This is a genomic window from Streptomyces sp. NPDC019396, from assembly GCF_040632375.1.
GTDB lineage: Bacteria > Actinomycetota > Actinomycetes > Streptomycetales > Streptomycetaceae > Streptomyces.
Genome location: NZ_JBEYBS010000012.1, coordinates 1 through 20,363, shown reverse-complemented (window position 1 = coordinate 20,363; position 20,363 = coordinate 1). Strand labels below are relative to the sequence as shown.

18 protein-coding genes are annotated in these 20,363 nt (G+C 71.9%); 13 read left to right on the top strand and 5 right to left on the bottom strand.

Annotated elements, in window-relative coordinates; genetic code table 11:
• Positions 1 to 58: 58 nt before the first annotated feature.
• Entirely contained in the window at positions 59 to 634 is a 576-nt protein-coding gene (locus ABZ532_RS15780) for a rhodanese-like domain-containing protein (protein WP_361282974.1), read from the top strand.
• A 114-nt stretch (positions 635 to 748) separates the two neighbouring features.
• On the opposite strand, the gene ABZ532_RS15775 is transcribed toward ABZ532_RS15780, so the two are convergent.
• The 3 genes from ABZ532_RS15775 to radA form a co-directional block, all read right to left on the bottom strand.
• Positions 749 to 1,030 (bottom strand): metal-sensitive transcriptional regulator, encoded by a 282-nt coding sequence (locus tag ABZ532_RS15775; protein WP_010358257.1) that lies wholly within the window; start codon positions 1,028 to 1,030, stop codon positions 749 to 751.
• 635 nt (positions 1,031 to 1,665) lie between these two features.
• Positions 1,666 to 2,799: a DNA integrity scanning diadenylate cyclase DisA gene (gene disA / locus ABZ532_RS15770; protein ID WP_361282972.1), complete on the bottom strand. Its 1,134-nt coding sequence runs from the start codon at positions 2,797 to 2,799 to the stop codon at positions 1,666 to 1,668.
• 44 nt (positions 2,800 to 2,843) lie between these two features.
• The gene (gene radA / locus ABZ532_RS15765) at positions 2,844 to 4,253 is read right to left on the bottom strand and encodes a DNA repair protein RadA (protein ID WP_361282970.1); all 1,410 of its coding nucleotides are present in this window, start codon (positions 4,251 to 4,253) and stop codon (positions 2,844 to 2,846) included.
• A 270-nt stretch (positions 4,254 to 4,523) separates the two neighbouring features.
• On the opposite strand from radA, the gene ABZ532_RS15760 reads away from it, so the two are divergent.
• Positions 4,524 to 6,335 (top strand): hypothetical protein, encoded by a 1,812-nt coding sequence (locus ABZ532_RS15760; protein ID WP_361283296.1) that lies wholly within the window; start codon positions 4,524 to 4,526, stop codon positions 6,333 to 6,335.
• A 53-nt stretch (positions 6,336 to 6,388) separates the two neighbouring features.
• On the opposite strand, the gene ABZ532_RS15755 is transcribed toward ABZ532_RS15760, so the two are convergent.
• Positions 6,389 to 7,387, bottom strand: coding sequence for a hypothetical protein (locus ABZ532_RS15755; RefSeq protein ID WP_361282969.1), 999 nt, complete (start codon positions 7,385 to 7,387; stop codon positions 6,389 to 6,391).
• Between the two features lie 40 nt (positions 7,388 to 7,427).
• Between ABZ532_RS15755 and ABZ532_RS15750 the strand changes: the two genes are divergently transcribed.
• The 4 genes from ABZ532_RS15750 (at position 7,428) to ilvD (ending at position 11,942) form a co-directional block, all read left to right on the top strand.
• Positions 7,428 to 8,360 carry a Ppx/GppA phosphatase family protein gene (locus tag ABZ532_RS15750; RefSeq protein WP_361282968.1) on the top strand — a complete coding sequence of 311 codons (933 nt, stop codon included), beginning with the start codon at positions 7,428 to 7,430 and terminating at the stop codon, positions 8,358 to 8,360.
• A gap of 53 nt (positions 8,361 to 8,413) precedes the next feature.
• On the top strand, positions 8,414 to 9,286 hold the full coding sequence (locus tag ABZ532_RS15745) for a sugar phosphate isomerase/epimerase (RefSeq protein WP_361282966.1): 873 nt from the start codon (positions 8,414 to 8,416) through the stop codon (positions 9,284 to 9,286).
• Positions 9,283 to 9,894, top strand: coding sequence for a TetR family transcriptional regulator (locus ABZ532_RS15740; protein ID WP_361282965.1), 612 nt, complete (start codon positions 9,283 to 9,285; stop codon positions 9,892 to 9,894). Before ABZ532_RS15745 ends, ABZ532_RS15740 begins: the two co-directional genes overlap by 4 nt.
• Before the next feature lie 197 nt (positions 9,895 to 10,091).
• Positions 10,092 to 11,942, top strand: coding sequence for a dihydroxy-acid dehydratase (gene ilvD / locus ABZ532_RS15735; RefSeq protein WP_361282963.1), 1,851 nt, complete (start codon positions 10,092 to 10,094; stop codon positions 11,940 to 11,942).
• 62 nt (positions 11,943 to 12,004) lie between these two features.
• On the opposite strand, the gene ABZ532_RS15730 is transcribed toward ilvD, so the two are convergent.
• Positions 12,005 to 14,236, bottom strand: a complete 2,232-nt coding sequence (locus ABZ532_RS15730; RefSeq protein WP_361282961.1) for a serine/threonine-protein kinase — start codon at positions 14,234 to 14,236, stop codon at positions 12,005 to 12,007.
• A 157-nt stretch (positions 14,237 to 14,393) separates the two neighbouring features.
• Here ABZ532_RS15730 and ABZ532_RS15725 point away from each other — a divergent pair, with 157 nt between their 5' ends.
• The 7 genes from ABZ532_RS15725 to proC all read left to right on the top strand — a co-directional run bounded on the left by ABZ532_RS15725 (position 14,394) and on the right by proC (position 20,048).
• Positions 14,394 to 14,711 (top strand): SH3 domain-containing protein, encoded by a 318-nt coding sequence (locus tag ABZ532_RS15725; RefSeq protein WP_361282959.1) that lies wholly within the window; start codon positions 14,394 to 14,396, stop codon positions 14,709 to 14,711.
• Between the two features lie 43 nt (positions 14,712 to 14,754).
• A complete protein-coding gene (locus ABZ532_RS15720; protein WP_361282957.1) occupies positions 14,755 to 15,270 on the top strand; it encodes a hypothetical protein in 516 nt (171 codons plus the stop codon).
• Between the two features lie 108 nt (positions 15,271 to 15,378).
• Entirely contained in the window at positions 15,379 to 16,356 is a 978-nt protein-coding gene (sigJ, locus tag ABZ532_RS15715; protein WP_361282955.1) for an RNA polymerase sigma factor SigJ, read from the top strand.
• On the top strand, positions 16,283 to 17,446 hold the full coding sequence (locus ABZ532_RS15710; RefSeq protein WP_361282953.1) for an FAD-dependent oxidoreductase: 1,164 nt from the start codon (positions 16,283 to 16,285) through the stop codon (positions 17,444 to 17,446). Before sigJ ends, ABZ532_RS15710 begins: the two co-directional genes overlap by 74 nt.
• 60 nt (positions 17,447 to 17,506) lie before the next feature.
• Complete coding sequence (locus ABZ532_RS15705) at positions 17,507 to 18,307, top strand: ABC transporter ATP-binding protein (RefSeq protein WP_361282951.1); 801 nt, start codon at positions 17,507 to 17,509, stop codon at positions 18,305 to 18,307.
• A complete protein-coding gene (locus ABZ532_RS15700) occupies positions 18,304 to 19,137 on the top strand; it encodes an ABC transporter permease (RefSeq protein WP_361282949.1) in 834 nt (277 codons plus the stop codon). The genes ABZ532_RS15705 and ABZ532_RS15700 overlap by 4 nt, the downstream gene beginning before the upstream one ends.
• A 101-nt stretch (positions 19,138 to 19,238) precedes the next feature.
• A complete protein-coding gene (gene proC, locus ABZ532_RS15695) occupies positions 19,239 to 20,048 on the top strand; it encodes a pyrroline-5-carboxylate reductase (protein WP_361282947.1) in 810 nt (269 codons plus the stop codon).
• The last annotated feature ends 315 nt before the right edge of the window (positions 20,049 to 20,363 follow it).

Here is a 20,363-nt window from a genome sequence, read left to right as displayed (position 1 = left end):
GCCCGGCTCCCGTCAGATCAAGCTCCAGCACACTCCGACACACAAGGATGGCTCTGCCATGACCACCCCCAAAGCCCTCGCCACCGGCGAGGCGCGCACCCGCCTGCACGAACTGACCGTCATTGACGTGCGTACCCCGGGCGAATACGCCGGCGGCCATCTCCCCGGCGCGCTCAACATCCCCCTAGCCCAGATCCAGCGCGCGCTGCCCAACATCCGTCACGCCACCGACCGCGGCGACGTCCTGGTCGTCTGCGCCTCGGGCGCCCGCTCCGAGAACGCCTGCAAGATCCTCGCGGAGAACGGCATCACCGCCGCCACCCTGTCGGGAGGCACCGGCGCCTGGGCGGCCGACGGCCACGAGCTCCACCGCCCCCAGGGCGCCTCCCGCGTCACCTGGGGCATGGAGCGGCAGGTAAGGCTCACCGCAGGAGCGAGCGTGCTGCTCGGCCTGCTGCTCGGTCTCGTCGTACACCCCGCCTTCCAGCTCGTCTCCGCCGGCATCGCGGGCGGTCTGGTCTTCTCCGCCCTGACCAACACCTGCGGCATGGCGGCCATGCTCGCCAAGCTCCCCCACAACCGCCCCCGCGCCGCCGACCTCGACAACACGCTGGCCGCACTGCGTAACCGCTGAACCGCACCACAAAGGCAGGGACCCGGCTCCGGATCCCTCCCCTTTCGTATGCCGGGCCATGCGGCCAACCGCCCCCTGAACCGGGCGGGTGATCCGGCACCGCGGCACCACAACTCAGGCCAGAGAAAGGAACAGCTTCTCCAGCCGAGTACGCATCTGCTCCCGGTCACCGGAAGCAGCCATGTCCGCATCGGTCAGGCAGTGCTGCAGCCCCGTGGCGATGATCGCGAAACCGGCCTTGTCCAGAGCCCTGGACGCCGCGGCGAGCTGGGTGACGACGTCCTCGCAGTCCCGCCCCTCCTCAATCATCTTGATCACACCGGCGATCTGACCCTGTGCCCGGCGCAGCCGGTTGACCACCGTCTTCAGTTCCTCAGCCGCCATCGCCAGTTCCACAACCCACACTCCTTCGAGATACCCCCTTGGGTATCCTATCGAAGGGGTAACCCCAACCGGGCAAAGGAAAATCCCCGTCGCTCCACCACCGCCCTCAGCGCCGATGAGACAACCGCCCGCCCGTGCGAGCTGACCGTCATCGACGTGCGCACACCCGGCGAATACGGGTATGCACAGTCGCGGTACAGGAAGTGCCACGAGCGAGGCGCACGGATGAGTTCTCGGGCACTCTCACAAATGGCCTTTTGTCGGAGCAAGATCGACAATGGCACGCCATCACGCGCTGCGGGTGCCGACCCCGGCCGACCGCGGCCCGGGCTGGCCGTGGCAGCCCGGCACCCCGTCGGCGACGTCGGCCCCGGAGGGCCGGGGAGACCTGTGCATCCGATGCCGCACGCTGATCCAGTGAGGATTGCGGGAAAGCCCTCAGGCCCTGTCCGGGCGTGCTTCTCCGGGCCCGCGACGCCAGCTACGGCACTCCCAGGAGAATTGCCGTAGCTGATCGCGCGGTCCCGCGTCCGTTCGAGGCGCGGGAAGCCGCACCGGACTTCGCCGACCCGACCCGCTCGCGGCCGGGTTCGCCGCCCGGTCTTCCGCGGAGACCTTCAGCGGCGGAGAACCGAGCTCCGGAAGGATCAGACGTACCGCTCCAGGATCGAGGACTCCGCCAGCCGCGACAGGCCCTCGCGGACGCTGCGCGCCCTGGCCTCGCCGACGCCGTCGACCGCCTGGAGGTCGTCCACGCTCGCGGCCAGAAGCTTCTGGAGGCCGCCGAAGTGCTCGACGAGCCGCTCGATGATGGCGCCGGGCAGCCGCGGGACCTTCGCCAGCAGGCGGTAACCCCGGGGCGACACCGCGGAGTCCAGGGTCTCGGGGGATCCGGTGTAGCCCAGCGCCCGTGCCACGGTGGGCAGTTCCAGGAGCTCCGGGTGCGTCAGGTCGTTCAGCTCGGACAGGGCCTCGTCCACCGTGCGGGACCGCTTCGCCGTCGGCTCCGGGACATAGTCGCGGATGACCAGCTCACGCTCCGGCTCCACACCGGCGATCAGCTCGTCGAGCTGGAGGGTCAGCAGCCGGCCGTCGGTGCCCAGCTCCACCACGTACTCGCTGATCTCCGTGGCGATCCGGCGCACCATCTCCAGCCGCTGCGCGACCGCCGTGACATCGCGGACCGTCACCAGGTCCTCGATCTCCAGCGCGGACAGCGTCCCGGCGACCTCGTCCAGCCGCAGCTTGTAGCGCTCGAGAGTCGCCAGTGCCTGGTTCGCCCGGGACAGGATCGCGGCCGACTCCTCCAGGACCCGCCGCTCCCCGTCCACGTACAGCGCGATCAGGCGCATCGACTGAGACACCGACACCACGGGGAAGCCGCACTGCTTGGACACCCGGTCGGCGGTCCGGTGCCGAGTGCCCGTCTCCTCCGTGGGGATGGACGCGTCGGGGACGAGCTGCACACCAGCCCGATGGATCTTGGTGATGTCCTTGTCGAGGATCAGGGCTCCGTCGAGCTTGCACAGCTCGCGCAGCCGCGTCGCCGTGAAGTCCACGTCCAGTACGAAGCCGCCGGTGCACATCGACTCGACCGTCTTGTCCATACCGAGGACGAGCAGACCGCCGGTGCTACCTCGCAGAATGCGCTCCAGTCCGTCGCGCAGGGCGGTGCCCGGAGCGACCGCGCTCAGAGAGGCGCGGATCAGCCACTCCTTGCCGGATCCCCCGGAGCCTCCGCCGGACTTTCCGGGGGCCGAGCCCCGGTCGTTGGCTGCCACTGCTCTCCTCCGGCTCGTACGGATGGGCGAGACCAGGGCAAAGTCTACCGGCGTACCTCGTCCGTCCGGGGGGCCTCTGCTCTGCGCCCGCGCGGGAGCACCCTCAGCGCGTCCCCCATGTCGGCGACTTCCGTGACCTTCATACCAGGCGGGACCTTGCCGGGGTCGGTGGGAACAAGGGCGTGGGTGAAGCCGAGACGGTGCGCTTCGGCCAGCCGGCGCTGCACACCAGTGACCCGTCTCACCTCGCCCGCCAGGCCGACCTCGCCGATCGCCACCAGGTTCTTGGGCAGCGGGGTATCGCTCGCCGCCGAGGCCAGCGCCAGGGCGATCGCGAGGTCGGCAGCGGGCTCGGAGAGCTTCACCCCGCCCACGGTCGCGCTGTAGATATCCCTTTTACCCAGCGAGCTGATACGGCCCCGCTGCTCCAGCACGGCCAGCATCATCGAGACCCGGGACGTCTCCAGGCCTGAGGTGGTGCGCCGGGGCGAGGGGATCTGGGTGTCCACCGTCAGCGCCTGGACCTCGGCGACCAGCGGGCGGCGGCCCTCCAGCGTCACCGTGAGGCAGGTGCCGGGCACGGGCTCGTCGCGCCGGGTGAGGAACAGGCCGCTGGGGTCGGCGAGCCCGGTGATGCCTTCGTCGTGCAGCTCGAAGCAGCCGACCTCGTCCGTTGCCCCGTAGCGGTTCTTGATCCCCCGGACCAGCCGCAGCCGGGCGTGCCGGTCGCCCTCGAAATGCAGCACGACGTCCACGAGATGCTCCAGCAGCCGGGGACCCGCGATCGCGCCGTCCTTGGTGACATGGCCCACCAGCAGCGTCGACATCCCGCGCTCCTTGGATGCGCGGATCAGTGCCCCCGCCACCTCGCGCACCTGCGCCATGCCGCCCGGGGCCCCGTCGATCTCGGGGGATGCCACCGTCTGCACCGAGTCGAGGATGAGCAGCGAGGGCTTCACGGCGTCGAGATGACCGAGGATCGTGGAGAGATCGGTCTCGGCGGCCAGATACAGGTGGTCGCTCAGTGCGTTGATCCGGTCCGCGCGCAGCCGCACCTGGCTCGCGGACTCCTCACCCGTGACATAGAGGGTGCGGTGGTCGTCACTCGCGGCCTTCGCCGCGACGTCGAGCAGCAGCGTGGACTTGCCCACACCCGGCTCGCCTGCCAGCAGCACCACCGCGCCCGGCACCAGACCGCCGCCGAGCACCCGGTCCAGCTCGTCGACACCGGTCGTGCGGGCCGCGGCCTGGCGGCCGTCGACCTGGCCGATGGGCACCGCGGCGCTGGTGACCCGCCCGACCGCCGTCGTGCGGACCGCGGGCGCGCCGTACTCCTCGACCGTGCCCCATGCCTGGCATTCGGGGCAGCGGCCGAGCCACTTGGCGGTCGTCCAACCGCATTCGGTGCAGCGGTAGGACGGCCTGTCCTTGGCGGATTTCGTACGGGCAGCCATGCGGAGAACCGTAGCGGTCGCCACTGACAGCGGAGGACGCCCGGGGAACCATCCGGAGGACGGCCGGGGAAGCAGCCGGGCCCGGCCGGGAAACCAGCCGGGGGCCGGGCCTGAAAGGCGGCAAAAAGGGTGCAGGACGCGGGGGCATCGGCGCCGGGCACATGCCTCGGTCCTCTTTTAAGAGAAACGTTCACCCGTAAGGAGTAAATGCCCCTATGTGGCGCGAAGTGAGTGCCTTCCCGAGCCTACGGTCGGCGGGTGACGAGCAGCATGCTGGAACCACCCGAGACCCTCGTACAGGCGCCACCCGCGCGCTACGAGGCGTATCTGGACGGGCTGTTCACGTACTGTCTGTCGGCGCTCTGCGACCACGAGGCGGCGACGGCGGTGCTCGGAGACGTCCTGGCCATCTCCGAGCGCCAGCACCGGCGTTGCCCGGCCGGTGAGGCCGAACGGAAGGCGTGGCTGTACGCGCTGGCCCGTTGGGCCTGTCTGCGGGCCCTCGCCGAGCAGCGGCGGCACAGGCGCCGGGGTGCGGGCGGGGCGCACAGCAAGCGCGCCGGGACCGGATTACGCACGGGCTCCCACGGATCGCAAGGGTCCCGTGCGCGTGCCCGTACCGTCCACCCCCGTTCCCATGCCCGCTGCAGCCAGGACGAGACCGCGCCCACGGAGGTCCTGTGCACGATCCCGTCCGAGATCGCCGAGCGGCACCGAGCCGAACTGGCCAGGCTCGCCTGGCCGGAAGCCGCCGGCACCACCCCGGAGCAGCGCGAAGCGCTGGAGCTCGCCGTGCGCCACCGGCTCGCGCCGCGCGAAGTCGCCGCCGTACTCGGCATGGACCCCGTGCGCACCCGTGAGCTGCTCGCATCGGCGGCCTGCGAGGTGGAACGCACCCGCGCGGCGCTCGCAGTCGTGGAGAGCGGCAACTGCCCCTCGATCGCCCGGCTCACCGAGGACCACCAGGTGCTGCTCTCGGCCGGTCTGCGGCGCGAGCTGGTGCGGCATGTGGACGACTGCCCCCGCTGCCGCCGAGCGGCCGAGCGGGCCGGGGCGGCGGGACCCTGGCCCGGTTCGTCCGTCACCCCGCCGGACGGCACGGAGGAGTCACCCGGCGGGCCCGGGGGAGCCTCCGGGGAGCTGCCCCTCGTCCCCGCCCCGCGCGCTGAGGCGTACGCCGCGATGCTGCACGTCCCGCGCGAGCGCGCCGGGTCACCCCGCTTCGGACGGGACGGGTTCCCGGTGGATCCCAAGGACCACGCGGCCCAGCGCGGCCGGCTGCGGACCAGGGCGGTCACCACGACCATCGTGGCCGCGGTCGTGGCCGCGCCCGTGCTCGCGCTCTGGGCGGCCTACCGCGGAGCCCCCACCACCGGCGAGGCCCATGGCGGTTCCCCCCTCTTCGCCGGGGAGCTCGAAGACGCGGCCGGCGGGGAGTGGACGCAGGGCCCGGGCGGCTCCCCGTACGACGACTACGAGACCGCCGGGAACGCACAGCGCAGCCCCGGCGGCCTGCCGGGCGCGCGCAACCACCCCGGCGCGGCGCCGGGCGGGGTGTCCGTCGAGGTCATCAGCGCGGGACAGCCTCCGGTGGGGTCCACCGCCCCCGGCCGGGGGCCGGGCCGCCTCACGGTCGAGGCACAGCCGTCCGGCGAGACCACGATGATCACCCTCACCGCATCGGGCGGCGCCCCCGTCGCCTGGTCGCTGTGGACCGATGCGCCCTGGCTCTACGCGAGCGTCACGTCCGGCATCCTGCGGCCGGGCGAGTCCTTCACGGTGTACGTCCAGGTGGACCACGCTGCCGAGCCCGAAGGCCCCTGGACGGCACGGGTGGGCGTCGATCCCTCGGGCGCGGTCATGGAGATCGACGGCCATGGCGAGACCAGCCCGGCTCCGTCCACCGAACCACCCGCCCCGACCGAGCCGACGCCACCGTCGGAGCCGCCCCCGGCCACGGAACCGCCGCCGGCCACCGAGCCGCCCCCGGCGACCGAGCCCCAGCCCTCTGAGCCCCCGCCGTCAGAACCGACGGATCCGCTGCCGAGCGAGCCTTCGGAGCCCTCGGCCCCGCCGAGCTGAGGAACCGATTCACCGCGGTACACGCGCCCGCCCGCCGGGCGCGTGTACGCGGATCAGGCCGGATCGCTGCGGCCCGCCGACCGGTCCCCGTGCTCCACCGGGTCCGCACGTTTCGCCGGTGCCGCGGGATCCGCCGGATGCGGAGCCACCAGCGGCAGCCCCCTGGCCAGCCGTGCCTCGCACAGCTCCACCAGCACGTCGTACGCCGCCTTGCCCATCAGCTCCACGAGCTCCGGGCGGTACGTCACGTACACCGGATCTCCCGCACCGTGCGCCGAGGTCGCGGACGTGCACCACCAGTGGAGGTCATGCCCGCCCGGGCCCCAGCCCCTGCGGTCGTACTCACCGATCGAGATCCGCAGGACCCGGGTGTCATCGGGGCGGTCGATCCAGTCGTAGGTCCGCCGCACCGGAAGCTGCCAGCACACGTCAGGCTTGGTCTCCAGCGGCTCACGGCCCTCCTTCAGGGCCAGGATGTGCAGCGAACAGCCCGCGCCGCCCGCGAACCCCGGACGGTTCTGGAAGATGCAGGACCCCTCCCAGCGCCGGGTCTGGAGCTCACCGTCCTCGTCCTTCTGGGTCCAGCCCGTGCCGGTGCCCACATCATGGAACTGCCACAACTCGGGCGTGAGCCGTGCGACATGCCGGGCGACCCGTTTCTCGTCTTCCTTGTCCGAGAAGTGCGCCCCCAGCGTGCAGCAGCCGTCGGCGGCGCGCCCCGCCTGGATGCCCTGGCAGCCGCTGCCGAAGATGCAGTTCCAGCGCGAGGTCAGCCAGGTCAGATCGCAGCGGAAGATCTGCTCGTTGTCCGCCGGGTCGGCGAACTCCACCCAGGCTCGGGCGAAGTCAAGACCGCGCTCATCGGGCTCGCCCGCCGGCGAACCGATCCGCGCGTCCGCCGACCGCCCGGGGTCCCCGGCTCCTCCCGTCGGTGCGGACTCCACCGACTGCGCGGGTTTCCCGAGCTTCGCGGGCTCAGCGGCGGCCTTCGCGGCCTCCGCGGCCTGATCCCGGCTTGCTTTGCCCTGCTTCGTCTTTTTCGTCTTCGGCACGAGTCAAGGGTATGCGCGCGACCGCAGTAGCGTTCCGTTCATGAGACTCGGAGTCCTCGACGTCGGTTCGAACACGGTGCACCTTCTGGTGGTGGACGCGCACCCCGGTGCGCGCCCCCTTCCCGCCCATTCGCACAAGGCGGAACTGCGCCTCGCCCAGCTCCTCGACGATCAGGGCGCCATCGATCCCAAGGGCATCGACCTGCTCATCTCCACCATCGAGGACGCCCTGCAGGCGGCCGAGGACAAGGGCTGCGAGGACGTCCTTCCCTTCGCCACCTCCGCGGTGCGCGAGGCCACCAACGCCGATGCCGTGCTCGAGCGCGTCCGCAGCGTGACCGGGGTCGACCTGACCGTCCTCACCGGCGAGGAGGAGGCCCGGCTCACCTTCCTGGCCGCCCGTCGCTGGTTCGGCTGGTCCGCCGGGCGGCTGCTGGTCCTGGACATCGGGGGCGGCTCGCTGGAGATCGCGTTCGGGATCGACGAGGACCCGGACGCCGCGGTGAGCCTGCCGCTGGGCGCCGGGCGGCTCACCGCCTCGATGCTGCCGGGCGACCCGCCGCAGCCCGACGACGTCCGTGCGCTCCGCCGCCATGTGCGGGCGCAGATCGCCCGTACGGTCCATGAGTTCAGCCGCTTCGGCCGCCCGGACCATGTCGTCGCCACCTCCAAGACGTTCAAGCAGCTCGCCCGGATCGCCGGGGCCGCCCGCACCGCCGACGGCCTGTATGTGCAGCGCGGGCTGAACAGGGGCGCCCTGGAGGAGTGGGTGCCCAAGCTGGCCACCATGACCGCCCCCCAGCGCTCGATGCTGCCCGGAGTGTCGGAGGGCCGCTCGGGCCAGCTGCTGGCCGGGGCGCTGGTCGCGGAGGCCGCGATGGACCTCTTCGGCATCGATGAGCTGGAGATCTGCCCGTGGGCGCTGCGCGAGGGCGTGATTCTGCGCCGCCTGGACCATCTGCCCACCGACTGATGCCGTCCGCCCACCCTCAGTCGCAGCACCCCAGGGCCCGTACGCTGTCCCTCGTGGCAGATCCAGTGGTGCGCATCCCGGATGCGAAGGTCGCCCTGTCGACGGCCTCCGTCTATCCGGAGTCGACGGCGACGGCCTTCGAGATCGCCGCGCGCCTCGGGTACGACGGGGTCGAGGTCATGGTCTGGACCGATCCCGTCAGCCAGGACCTCGAAGCGCTCCGCAGGCTCTCCGACTACCACGAGGTGCCGATCCTCGCCGTCCACGCGCCCTGCCTCCTGGTCACCCAGCGGGTCTGGTCGACCGACCCCTGGGTGAAGCTCCAGCGGGCACAGGCCGCCGCCGAGGAGCTGGGCGCGTCGACCGTGGTGGTCCATCCGCCGTTCCGCTGGCAGCGGCAGTACGCCCGCGACTTCGTGTCCGGGATCTGGCGGATGGCCCATGAGACGGACGTGCGGTTCGCCGTCGAGAACATGTACCCGTGGCGCTACCGGGACCGCGAGATGCTGGCGTACGCACCGGACTGGGACGTCACCAAAGAGGACTACCGGCACTTCACGGTCGACCTGTCGCACACGGCCACCTCCCGTACGGACACCCTTGCCATGGTCGACCGGATGGGCGACCGGCTCGCCCATGTCCACCTCGCGGACGGCAAGGGTTCGGCGAAGGACGAGCACCTGGTACCCGGGCGGGGCGACCAGCCGTGCGCCGAGCTGCTGGAACGCCTGGCCCGCAGCGGCTTCGACGGGCATGTCGTCATCGAGGTCAACACGCGGCGGGCGATGTCGGCGGCGGAGCGCGAGGCGGACCTCGCGGAGGCACTGGCCTTCACCCGGCTGCATCTCGCCTCGGCAGCCGCTTCGGACGACGACGCGGAGGGCGCGGCGGCGGACGCCGTCGGCGGCACCGCGAGCGGATCATGACCGCCGCCGCCCCGAGACGGCGCGGCCGCCCAGCCCGTACGGAGTCGGACACCGGCCCCGGTGCCCGTGAACGCATCCTCCAGGCGGCCCGCGCCGAATTCGCCGAGCGCGGCTACGACAAGACCTCCGTGCGCGGAATCGCCAAGGCCGCGCATGTCGACCCGGCCCTCGTCCACCACTACTTCGGCACCAAGGACGAGGTTTTCGCCGCGGCCATCGAGGTCAGCTTCGAGCCCGCGCTACTGGTCCCGGTGATCCTCGAAGGGGGCACCGAGCACATCGGGGAGCGGCTCGTACGCCACTTCATCGGTGTCTGGGAGAACCCGGCGACCAGGGCTCCGCTGCTGGCGATACTCCGGTCCGCGCTGACGCACGACGCGGCGGCGAAGGTACTTCGCGTCTTCGTCCTGCGGCGGCTGCTGGAACGGGTGGCGGCGGATCTCGATGTGCCGGATCCCAAGTTCCGCGCGGAGCTGGCGGCCTCGCACATGATCGGTATCGCGGTGCTGCGCTATGTGATCCAGGTGGAGCCGCTGGTCAGCGCGGACCCCGAGGAGATCATCGCGATGGTCGCGCCCACGCTTCAGCGGTATCTGACAGAGGACTGAGGCGGGGGGCCGCGGGAGTACCGGGGGCAGGGGCTGAGGCGCACGCGAGTCCCTTCCCAGGGGAGGCCGTGAGACTGGCTGCTCGACCGGATGCCCGAAAGGCGGAACCCCGTCCCGCATTCCGGACCGGATGTCCAGATCTTGGAGCAGCGGCGTAGGCTCGATGAAGCCAGCACTGTCAGAAGGAGCGAGCGACGATGCCCGAGCTGAGGTCCCGCACAGTCACCCACGGCCGCAATATGGCGGGCGCCCGCGCCCTGATGAGGGCTTCGGGCGTAGCGAGCGCGGACATCGGGAAGCCGATCATCGCGGTCGCCAACTCCTTCACCGAGTTCGTGCCCGGTCACACCCACCTGGCACCCGTCGGCCGGATCGTCTCCGACGCGATCCTCGCCGCGGGCGCCGTTCCACGCGAGTTCAACACCATCGCCGTGGACGACGGCATCGCGATGGGCCACGGCGGCATGCTCTACAGCCTGCCGTCCCGCGACCTGATCGCCGACTCGGTCGAGTACATGGTCGAGGCGCACTGCGCGGACGCCCTGATCTGCATCTCCAACTGCGACAAGATCACCCCCGGCATGCTGATGGCGGCGATGCGCCTCAACATCCCGGCGATCTTCGTCTCGGGCGGTCCCATGGAGGCCGGCCAGGCCACCCTGGTCGACGGCACGGTCCGCAAGCTGGACCTGATCAACGCCATCGTGGACGCGGTCAACGAGAACGTGTCGGACGAGGACGTGCTCCGCATCGAGGAGAACGCCTGCCCGACCTGCGGCTCCTGTTCGGGCATGTTCACCGCCAACTCGATGAACTGCCTCACCGAGGCCATCGGCCTCTCCCTCCCCGGCAACGGCTCGACGCTCGCCACCCACACCTCCCGCAAGGCCCTCTACGAGACGGCGGGCCGCACGGTCGTCGAGATCACCCAGCGTTACTACGGGCAGGGCGACGAGTCCGTCCTGCCCCGCAACATCGCGACCCGCGCCGCGTTCGAGAACGCCATGGCCCTCGACATCGCCATGGGCGGCTCGACCAACACGATCCTGCACCTGCTGGCCGCAGCGCAGGAGGCCGAGCTCGAGTACGACCTCACCGACATCGACGCCGTCTCCCGGCGTGTCCCCTGCCTGGCCAAGGTCGCGCCGAACATCGCCCCCGGCGGCACGTACTACATGGAGGACGTCCACCGGGCCGGCGGCATCCCCGCCATCCTGGGCGAGCTCTACCGCGGTGGGCTGCTCAACGAGGACGTCCACACCGTGCACTCCGCTTCACTGGCCGACTGGCTCAAGACCTGGGACGTGCGCGGCGGCTCCCCCTCCGCCGAGGCCGTCGAGCTGTGGCACGCGGCGCCCGGCTGCGTCCGATCCGCCACCGCCTTCTCTCAGTCCGAGCGCTGGGCGTCCCTCGACACCGACGCCGAGAACGGCTGCATCCGCTCCGTCGAGCACGCCTACTCCAAGGACGGCGGGCTGGCCGTGCTGAGGGGCAATCTCGCCGTCGACGGCTGCGTGGTGAAGACCGCGGGCGTCGACGAGTCGATCTGGACCTTCGAGGGCCCCGCCGTGGTCTGCGAGTCCCAGGACGAGGCCGTCGACAAGATCCTGTCCAAGGTGATCAAGGAAGGCGATGTCGTCGTCATCCGCTACGAGGGCCCGCGCGGCGGCCCCGGCATGCAGGAGATGCTCTACCCGACCTCCTTCCTGAAGGGCCGCGGCCTCGGCAAGGCCTGCGCCCTGGTCACCGACGGCCGCTTCTCGGGCGGCACGTCGGGCCTGTCGATCGGCCACGCCTCGCCCGAGGCGGCGTCCGGGGGCACCATCGCCCTGGTCGAGGACGGCGACCTGATCCGTATCGACATCCCGAACCGCTCGATCGAGCTCGTCGTCGACGACGCCACCCTGGCCGCCCGGCGCGAGGCGCTCGGCGGGGTCTACGCGCCCAAGGATCGCGAGCGCAAGGTCTCCGCGGCCCTGCGGGCCTACGCGGCCATGGCCACCAGCGCGGACAAGGGCGCGGTCCGCGACGTCTCCAAGCTCGACTGAGCAGCCCCGTCGCACGGTGCGGGTTCGCGGTGTGCCGCACACCGCGAACCCGCACCGTGCGGTTACCAGCGCGCCGGATCCCCCGCGTCCACGGCGAACACGGAGCCGTCCGGGGCGCTGGCGAAGACCTTGCCGGCCGCGTCCACGGCCACCGGCGCGGGCAGCGACGAAGCGACGGTGGCCCCGGCTCCGGCCATCCTGGGCCGGGTCTGGCCGAGTAGCGCGCCCCGTTCGGCGTCGACGGCCAGCAGTCGCCCGTCGGCTCCGCTCAGATAGACCCGGCCGCCCTGGACCACCGGCTGCGACGCCGGGGTCATGTACGTCTCCAGGCGCCACCGCTGAGCCGCGCCTGCCGCGCCTTCCGTGGTCACGGCCGTCAGCGCACCCCCCGCGCCCACGAGGTACACCGTCCCGCCCGCCGCGGCCGCCTGCGCCTGGTCGACCCGTACCGGCAGCGGGACCCGCCTGACCTGGCGGGTCGTGGTGTCGAGACGGACGACGGCGTCGGCGAAGCCGTCCCGGTCGGCAGCCAGCAGCAGGAGCGCCTGCGTGTCCGCCGCACCAGCGGCGTCCGACGACGGCTGCGCCACAGGCGAGAGCCTGCCCTGCAGCCGCTTCTCCCAGCGAACCTCGCCGCTGTCGGCGGCGACGCCACGCACCAGGGTGCTCCGGCCGTCTGCCCCGGGCGTGACGGCGACGACCTCGTCCGACACGCCCGGCGCGGGCGCCCAGCGCGTGCCGGGGGTGCCGATCGTGCCGTGCGCCTTGCGCCAGCGCTGCGCACCGGTCGCGCCGTCCAGGGCCCGTACGGTCCCGTCCGCGGTCGCGACGAGGACCGCTCCCGCGCCGAAGCCGATCGCCCCGTCCGAGCCGATGTCGCGGCCCCAACGGGGGGCGCCGGTCCCCGGATCGACGGCGTCGAGCCGTCTGCCCCCGTTCGTGGTGACGTACAGCAGCCCGCCCGCGAGCACCGGCGCCCGGCCCGCCGTGCCGGCCCCGGCCGGGGCCTCGCGGGACCAGAGCCGGGCGCCGTCCACGAGGGACAGCCGCGCGGCCATGACGCCGGGCGCCGAGCAGTACAGGGCATTGCCGTCGGAGGCGCAGGCAGGTGTGGCCTGTGCGCCCCCGCTGCCTCCGTCCGCAGCCGCAGCTGTGCCCGTGCCTCTCGCGAACTGGGTCTGCCAGGGTGCCGTGGCGGCCGTCCGGCCGCTGGACGGACCACCGGCCGTCGCCCGGACGGGGTCCCATGTGGCCGTACGCATGCCGGCGTAGGCGGCGGTGAGCAGGCCGGCGACGGCGAGACCCACGACGGCGTACCGCATGCGTCGCTGCCGACCGGCGCCCCGCCCCGGTGTCCCGGCGCCCGTGCCCGGCTCGCGGACCGGCTCGGCGGCCGGCCCGTCCGCCATGCCCGCGGCCGTCAGCGACAGAGACGCCGTGTCGACCTCCCCCACGGGTGACCGGAGCTCCGCCATCACCTCGCCCGGAGTGGGCCTGTCCACGGGATCCTTCGAGAGGCACCGGGTCAGCAGCGGTACGAGCTCCGCGGGCACCCCCGCCAGCTCCGGCTCGTTGTGCACGACCTGGTACGCCACTATGTACGGGCTGTCCGATCCGAAGGGTCCACGCCCGGTCGCCGCGTGCACCAGCACCGCCCCCAGCGCGAACACATCGGCTGCGGGACCGACGTCGCGCGGCCGCTGGAACTGCTCCGGGGCCATGAACGGCGGGGTGCCGATGAGTTTCCCCGTCTCCGTCCGCAGATCGCTGTCCGAGGGACGCGAGATCCCGAAGTCGATGACCTTGGGCCCGTCGGACGCGAGCAGCACATTGCTGGGCTTGAGGTCGCGGTGGACCACACCCGCGCGATGGATGTCCCGCAAGGCCTCGGCCAGTCCGGCGCCGATCCTGCGCAGCTCGCCGAGCTCCAGTGGACCGTTCCGCTTGACGCGCTCGGCGAGGGTCGGACCGTCGATGAACAGCGTGGCCATCCAGGGCCTGGGCGCGTCCGGGTCGGCGTCCACGACCGGCGCGGTGAAGGCGCCGCTGACCCGGCGAGCCGCGGTCACCTCCTGCCGGAAACGCGCCCTGAACTCGGGATCCGTGGCGTGCTCGGCATGGACGACCTTGATGGCGAGCCGCAGCCCCGACACGGACGTGGCCAGATGCACGACACCCATACCGCCCGAGCCGAGGCAGTCCCCGAGTCGGTACTGCCCGGCGTGTTCCGGCTGCCCCGGGCCGCCCGGCCGTTCCGCTTCCGGAGCCGGCCCGGCGCTGCGCAGCGGTGGCATCGCCCACCCCCGTGTTTCTCGTCCGCACGCGCGACGCACGGAGCCTAGTCGATGGTTCGTACGAGACCGAGGCGGCTTGCTAGCCTGCGCGGCGCACAGTTCCTGAGCCGGCATCAGCCGGCGTCAGCCAGTGACGGACAAATGGGGGAGGCCGTTCATGGCCATCGAGGAAACCGGAGCGGACGCGGGGGCGGCGAGAGCCGCGGAGGCCGCCGGTACGTATGCCACACGGCGCTACCCGGTCGCCTCGGGCTACCGGGTGAACGTACGCAGCGGCCCCGGGACCAACTACGGCATCGTGGACGTGCTCCCGTACGGAGCCCGGGTGCCGGTCAACTGCCAGAAGCCGGGCGAGTGGGTGACCGGTCCGTACGGGACGTCGAACCTCTGGGACAACATCGCCAACGGCCAGTTCGTCTCCGACGCGTATGTGAACACGGGCAGCGACGGCTACGTGGCAGGCCGCTGCACCTGACGTGTGACCTCTGCCCCCGCCCGTCACGGGGATAATCGACCTCGTGAGCGAAAACCACGACGTCCCAAGCGGCGGGGGCGGCGGCCCGCAGCCCGAGCCGATCCGTTTCTTCGGCACCACCTGGGTCGCCCACGAAGGCGGCTACGCCCTGCGCCGTGTCGCCGTCGCCGCCGGTTCCCTGGCGGCGGCGGTCGCGGGCTGCCTGATCCTGCGGTTCGCGTACCAGGGTCTGACGACCGCCGACATCGGCGACTTCGTCAATCTGCTGCTCGTCGTCACGTTCGCCGTATGCAGCGCGATCGCCTTCCGCAAGACCTGGGAAGGCTTCACCCGGCGCCCCGCCGACCCCGCACGGGACGAGGCGCTGCGCAGCCTGAAGATGATCGGCTTCATCGGCTCGCTGCTCGCCTACTTCATCCGCTCCCTCACCGAGGCCCCCGGCGAGAAGCTGCACCGCACGGAGTACGAGACGGCCCTCGCCCAGTACGAGAAGCGCAGGACGGGCCGCACCGGCAACCCTGCGGCCCGGCAGAAGAAGCCGAAGCCCCGCCGCCGCTGAATCCGCCGTCGCCGGGGACGTCACACTTCGCCGCCCCGCGTCGTCTCTCCGGAGGGCCCAAGGCGCACCAAGGCGCGAGGCAGGCAGAGCAGGAGGAGAGACCGGAACATGGCAGAGCTCACGCTCTTCGAGGAGCAGCGCGACCGTCTCTGGGGCATCGCCTACCGCATCACCGGATCGGTCGCGGACGCCGATGACGCCGTACAGGAGTCCTGGCTGCGCTGGCAGCGCCTGCGGGACGGGGAAGCCCGGGACCCGCGGGCCTATCTGACCACCGTCGTCAGCCGGATCTGCTACGACCAGCTCGGCTCGGCCCGTGCACGCCGCGAGGCATACGTCGGCCCCTGGCTGCCCGAACCGGTGATCAGTGAAGCCGGGCCCGAGGACCGGGTGACCCTCGACGAGTCGGTCGGGATGGCGATGATGACGGTCCTGGAGCGGCTGACTCCCGCCGAACGCACCGCCTTCGTCCTGCACGACGTCTTCGCCGTGCCCTTCACGGAGATAGCCGACGCGGTCGGCCGCACCCCCGATTCCGTACGCCAGCTCGCCTCGCGCGCCCGCCGCCGGGTGCGGGCCGAGGCGCCGCGCCGTTCCGTGGACCGGGGCGAGCACCGGCGCGCCGTGGACGCGTTCCTCGCGGCGGTGATGGGCGGGGACTTCGACGGCCTGCTGGAGATCCTCGACCCCGATGTGGTCTGGCGCTCGGACGGTGGCGGCAAGGTCACCGCGGCGCGGCTGCCGGTGCTCGGCCCGGTGAAGGTCGCCCGCTTCACGCAGGGACTCATGCGTGCCTTCGACCCGGCGACGATGCGGTTCACGGTGCGGGACGTGAACGGCGCCCCCGGGCTGGTCTTCACCGACAGCGCGAGCGGACTGACCGGCGTGTACGCGTTCACGGTGCACGGTGGGCGGATCACCGAGATCGACGCGGTCATCAATCCCGACAAGCTGCGCCACCTGTCGGGCGCGGGCGCTGTCACACTTCCCGGGCCTGTGTCGTCCCCCCTGCATGACGACGCGAACAACGAACACGCCGAACACGCTGAACGCGACGAACGCGACGAACGCGACGCACAGCGATAAGGCACCGCACGTCCTGGTCATCGGCGCGGGCTACGCGGGTCTCATGGCCGCACTGCGGCTCGACCCGCACGCCCGCGTCACCCTGGTCGATCCGAGCGACCGCTTCACCGAACGCATCCGCGCGCACGAACGCGCCGCCGGACGTCCCGATGTGACCCACCCGCTCGGCGGATTCCTGCGCTCCACCGGCATCCGGCACGTGCCGTCCCGCGCCACCGCCATCGACCTGGCCGCCCGCAGGGTGACCACTGACGACGGACAGCGCCTCCGGTACGACCGGCTGGTCTACGCACTGGGCAGCCGTACCTCGGCGCCGGTCGCCGGAATCGGCGAACGCGCCCACACCCTGGAAGCCGCCGAATCCCTGGCCAAGCGGCTCCGGGACGGCCCCGGCTCCCTCGCGGTCGTGGGCGGCGGGCTCACCGGTGTCGAACTCGCCGCCGAACTCGCCGAGTCCCACCCGGACTGGAGCGTACGGCTGCACTCGGACGGCGACATCGGGGCAGGTCTCTCGGCGCGTGGGCGCGACCACGTCCGCGAGGTACTGACGGCGCGCGGCGTACGGATCCACGAAGGGCACCGGATCGCGCGCGCCGACGACCTCGAGGCGGACGAGGTGGTCTGGACGGCCGCGATGGCGCCCAACAGCGAACTCGCCGCAGCGGCCGGGCTCTCCCTCGACGCCTCCGGCAGGATCGCGGTCGACGCCGTGCTGCGCTCGGTCTCGCATCCCGAGGTGTATGTGGCGGGCGATGCCGCCGCCGCCCACTCACCGAAGGTGGGCGCGCTGCGCATGGCGTGTGCGACGGCGATCCCCACCGGCTCGCACGTCGCCACGTCGCTCATCGCCGAGTTCCGCGGCAGGCAACCACGCCCGCTGGACTTCGGGTTCCTGGTGCAGTGCGTGAGCCTGGGCCGCCACGACGGCCTGGTGCAGTTCGTCCGCCCCGACGACAGCCCGCGTGACCGGCTCCTCAAGGGCGCCTTGGCCGCCCGGGTCAAGGAACGCGTGGTGCGCTCCACCGTCGGCACGCTCCGGCTGGCCGCCCGGTGGCCGTGGACGGTTCCCCTGATCCCGGGTATGTCCTGAGCCGGTAGCCGGGCCGTGAACTCCTTGACGCCCCCCGCACCCCGGAGCATTATTCATCGCATGATGAATAATGCTCCGGGGTCTGCCGAAAGCACCGGCGGCGCAGAGGACGCGGCCGTGCACGCCCGCGCCCTCACCGCCGTCCGCGGCACACGCACCGTGCTGCGCGGCCTTGACTTCGACGTCCCACGCGGCCGGATCACCGGTCTTCTCGGCCCCTCGGGCTGCGGCAAGTCGACCCTCATGCGCGCCATCGTCGGCACCCAGGCCAAGGTCGCCGGCACCCTCGAAGTCCTCGGCCGCCCCGCGGGCGACGCCGCACTCCGCTCCCGGATCGGCTACGTCACCCAGGCACCCTCCGTCTACGACGACCTGACCGTCCGCCAGAACCTGGAGTACTTCGCCGCGATCCTCGACCCCGGCCGGGCCGCCGCCGAACGCCGCCGCGGGCACGTCATCCAGGCCATCGCCGACGTCGACCTCAGCGACCACGCCAGCGCCCTCGCCGGAAACCTCTCCGGAGGCCAGCGCAGCCGTGTCTCGCTCGCCGTCGCCCTGCTCGGAGCCCCCGAGCTCCTCGTACTCGACGAGCCCACCGTCGGCCTCGACCCCGTGCTGCGCCGCGATCTGTGGGACCTCTTCCACCGCATCGCCGCCGAACGCGGCACCACGATCCTGGTCTCCTCGCACGTCATGGACGAGGCCGAGCGCTGCCACCGGCTGCTGCTCCTGCGTGAAGGAGAGCGCCTCGCCGACGACACCCCCGAGGCCCTGCGCCGCCGCCACGACACCCCGACCGTCGAAGGCGCCTTCCTCCACCTCGTCGACACGGCCAAGGCCCTCCAGGAGGCTTCCCGGTGAACGCCCACCCGTCGCCCGCGACCACCACCACAGCCACGAGCGCGACCGGGCCGGCGCCCGCCCCCGGCACCCCGGGGCCCTCCCGCACGGCGCTCTCGCTCTCGCGCGCACTCGCCACCGCAGCCCGCGTCCTGCGCCAGCTGCGCCACGACCCCCGCTCGATCGCCCTGATGCTCCTCGTGCCCTGCGTGATGCTCCTCCTGCTGCGCTTCGTCTTCGACGGCAGCCCGCGCACCTTCGACTCCATCGGAGCCTCACTGCTCGGCATCTTCCCGCTGATCACCATGTTCCTGGTGACCTCCATCGCCACCCTGCGCGAGCGCACCTCCGGAACCCTCGAGCGGCTCCTCGCCATGCCCCTGGCCAAGGGCGACCTCATCGCCGGCTACGCCCTCGCCTTCGGCCTGCTCGCCGTCATCCAGTCGGCCCTGGCCACCGGCCTCGCCCTGTGGTTCCTGGGACTCGACGTGGTGGGCCCGCCCTGGCTGCTGCTGCTCGTCGCCCTGCTGGACGCCCTGCTCGGAACGGCCCTGGGCCTCTTCGTCTCCGCCTTCGCCGCGTCGGAGTTCCAGGCGGTCCAGTTCATGCCAGCCGTGATCTTCCCCCAGCTGCTGCTCTGCGGGCTGTTCGCGCCCCGAGACACCATGCATCCCGTGCTCGAAGGCATCTCGAACGTGCTGCCGATGTCGTACGCCGTCGACGGCATGAACGAGGTGCTCCGGCACACGGACATGACCGCGGACTTCGTCCGTGACGTCGCCGTCGTCGGCGCCTGCGCGCTCCTGGTACTCGCCCTCGGCGCGGCCACCCTGCGCCGCCGCACCGCGTGACCGCGCAGGTGACCGCCCGTCGGACACCACCCGCACCGGCAGGTGTCCGATGCAAGGATGTCCATGTCCAGAAATGCACCACACCGGCGAGGTGACCCCGCATGCCCCAGACCGTCGCAGTGCTAGGAACCGGAAAGATCGGCGAGGCGCTGCTCAGCGGCATGATCCGGTCCGGCTGGCCGACCGGCGCGCTCCTGGTCACCGCACGCAGGACGGAAAGGGCGGAGGAACTCCGCAGTCGCTACGGCGTCGAGGTCGTCGGCAACGCCGACGCCGCCAAGCGCGCCGACACCCTCATCCTGGCCGTCAAGCCCCAGGACATGGGCCGCCTTCTCGACGAGCTCGCCCCGCACGTCGACCCGGACCGCCTGGTGATCAGCGCAGCGGCCGGTATCACCACGACCACCATCGCGGACCGCCTCGCCCCGGGGACCCCCGTCGTCCGGGTCATGCCGAACACCCCCGTCCTCGTGGACGAGGGCATGTCGGTGATCTCCGGCGGCAGCCATGCCACCGCCGAGCACCTCGCCCACACGGAGGAGATCTTCGGTGCCGTCGGCAAGACCCTCCGCGTCCCCGAGTCCCAGCAGGACGCCGCCACCGCACTCTCCGGCTCCGGCCCCGCGTACTTCTACTTCCTCGTCGAGGCCATGACCGACGCGGGCATCCTCCTCGGCCTGCCCCGCGCCCAGGCCCACGACCTGATCGTCCAGGCCGCCATCGGCGCCGCCGTGATGCTCCGCGACTCCGGCGAACACCCCGTCAAGCTCCGCGAGGCCGTCACCTCCCCGGCGGGCACCACCATCAGCGCCATCCGCGAGCTGGAGAACCACGGGGTACGCGCGGCCCTCATCGCCGCCCTGGAGGCGGCCCGTGACCGCAGCCGTGAACTGGCCTCAGGCAACGGTTGACATGCCCCTCTCGCGTGCGTAGTGTTCTCCGAGTTGTCCGACGTGAGCACCGACTCCTGTCGGCCCCGGACAGCCATTCCGCAAGACCCACTCCAAGCGAGCGACGTACTGTCGCCCCGCTTTTCGTGCGCTTTTGCGAAATGAGGAATCCGCGTTCGAATGATTGGGCGCGAACGGAGCCGATTAGCGTCGGAGCCCGGGATTCCGCTAGGGTCTCACTCGTCGGAACGGCCGCGAGGCCGGGAAGGCGAACCCCCTCTGACTGGGAATCAGGCCCGAAAGGATCTGATAGAGTCGGAAACACCGGAAAGGGAA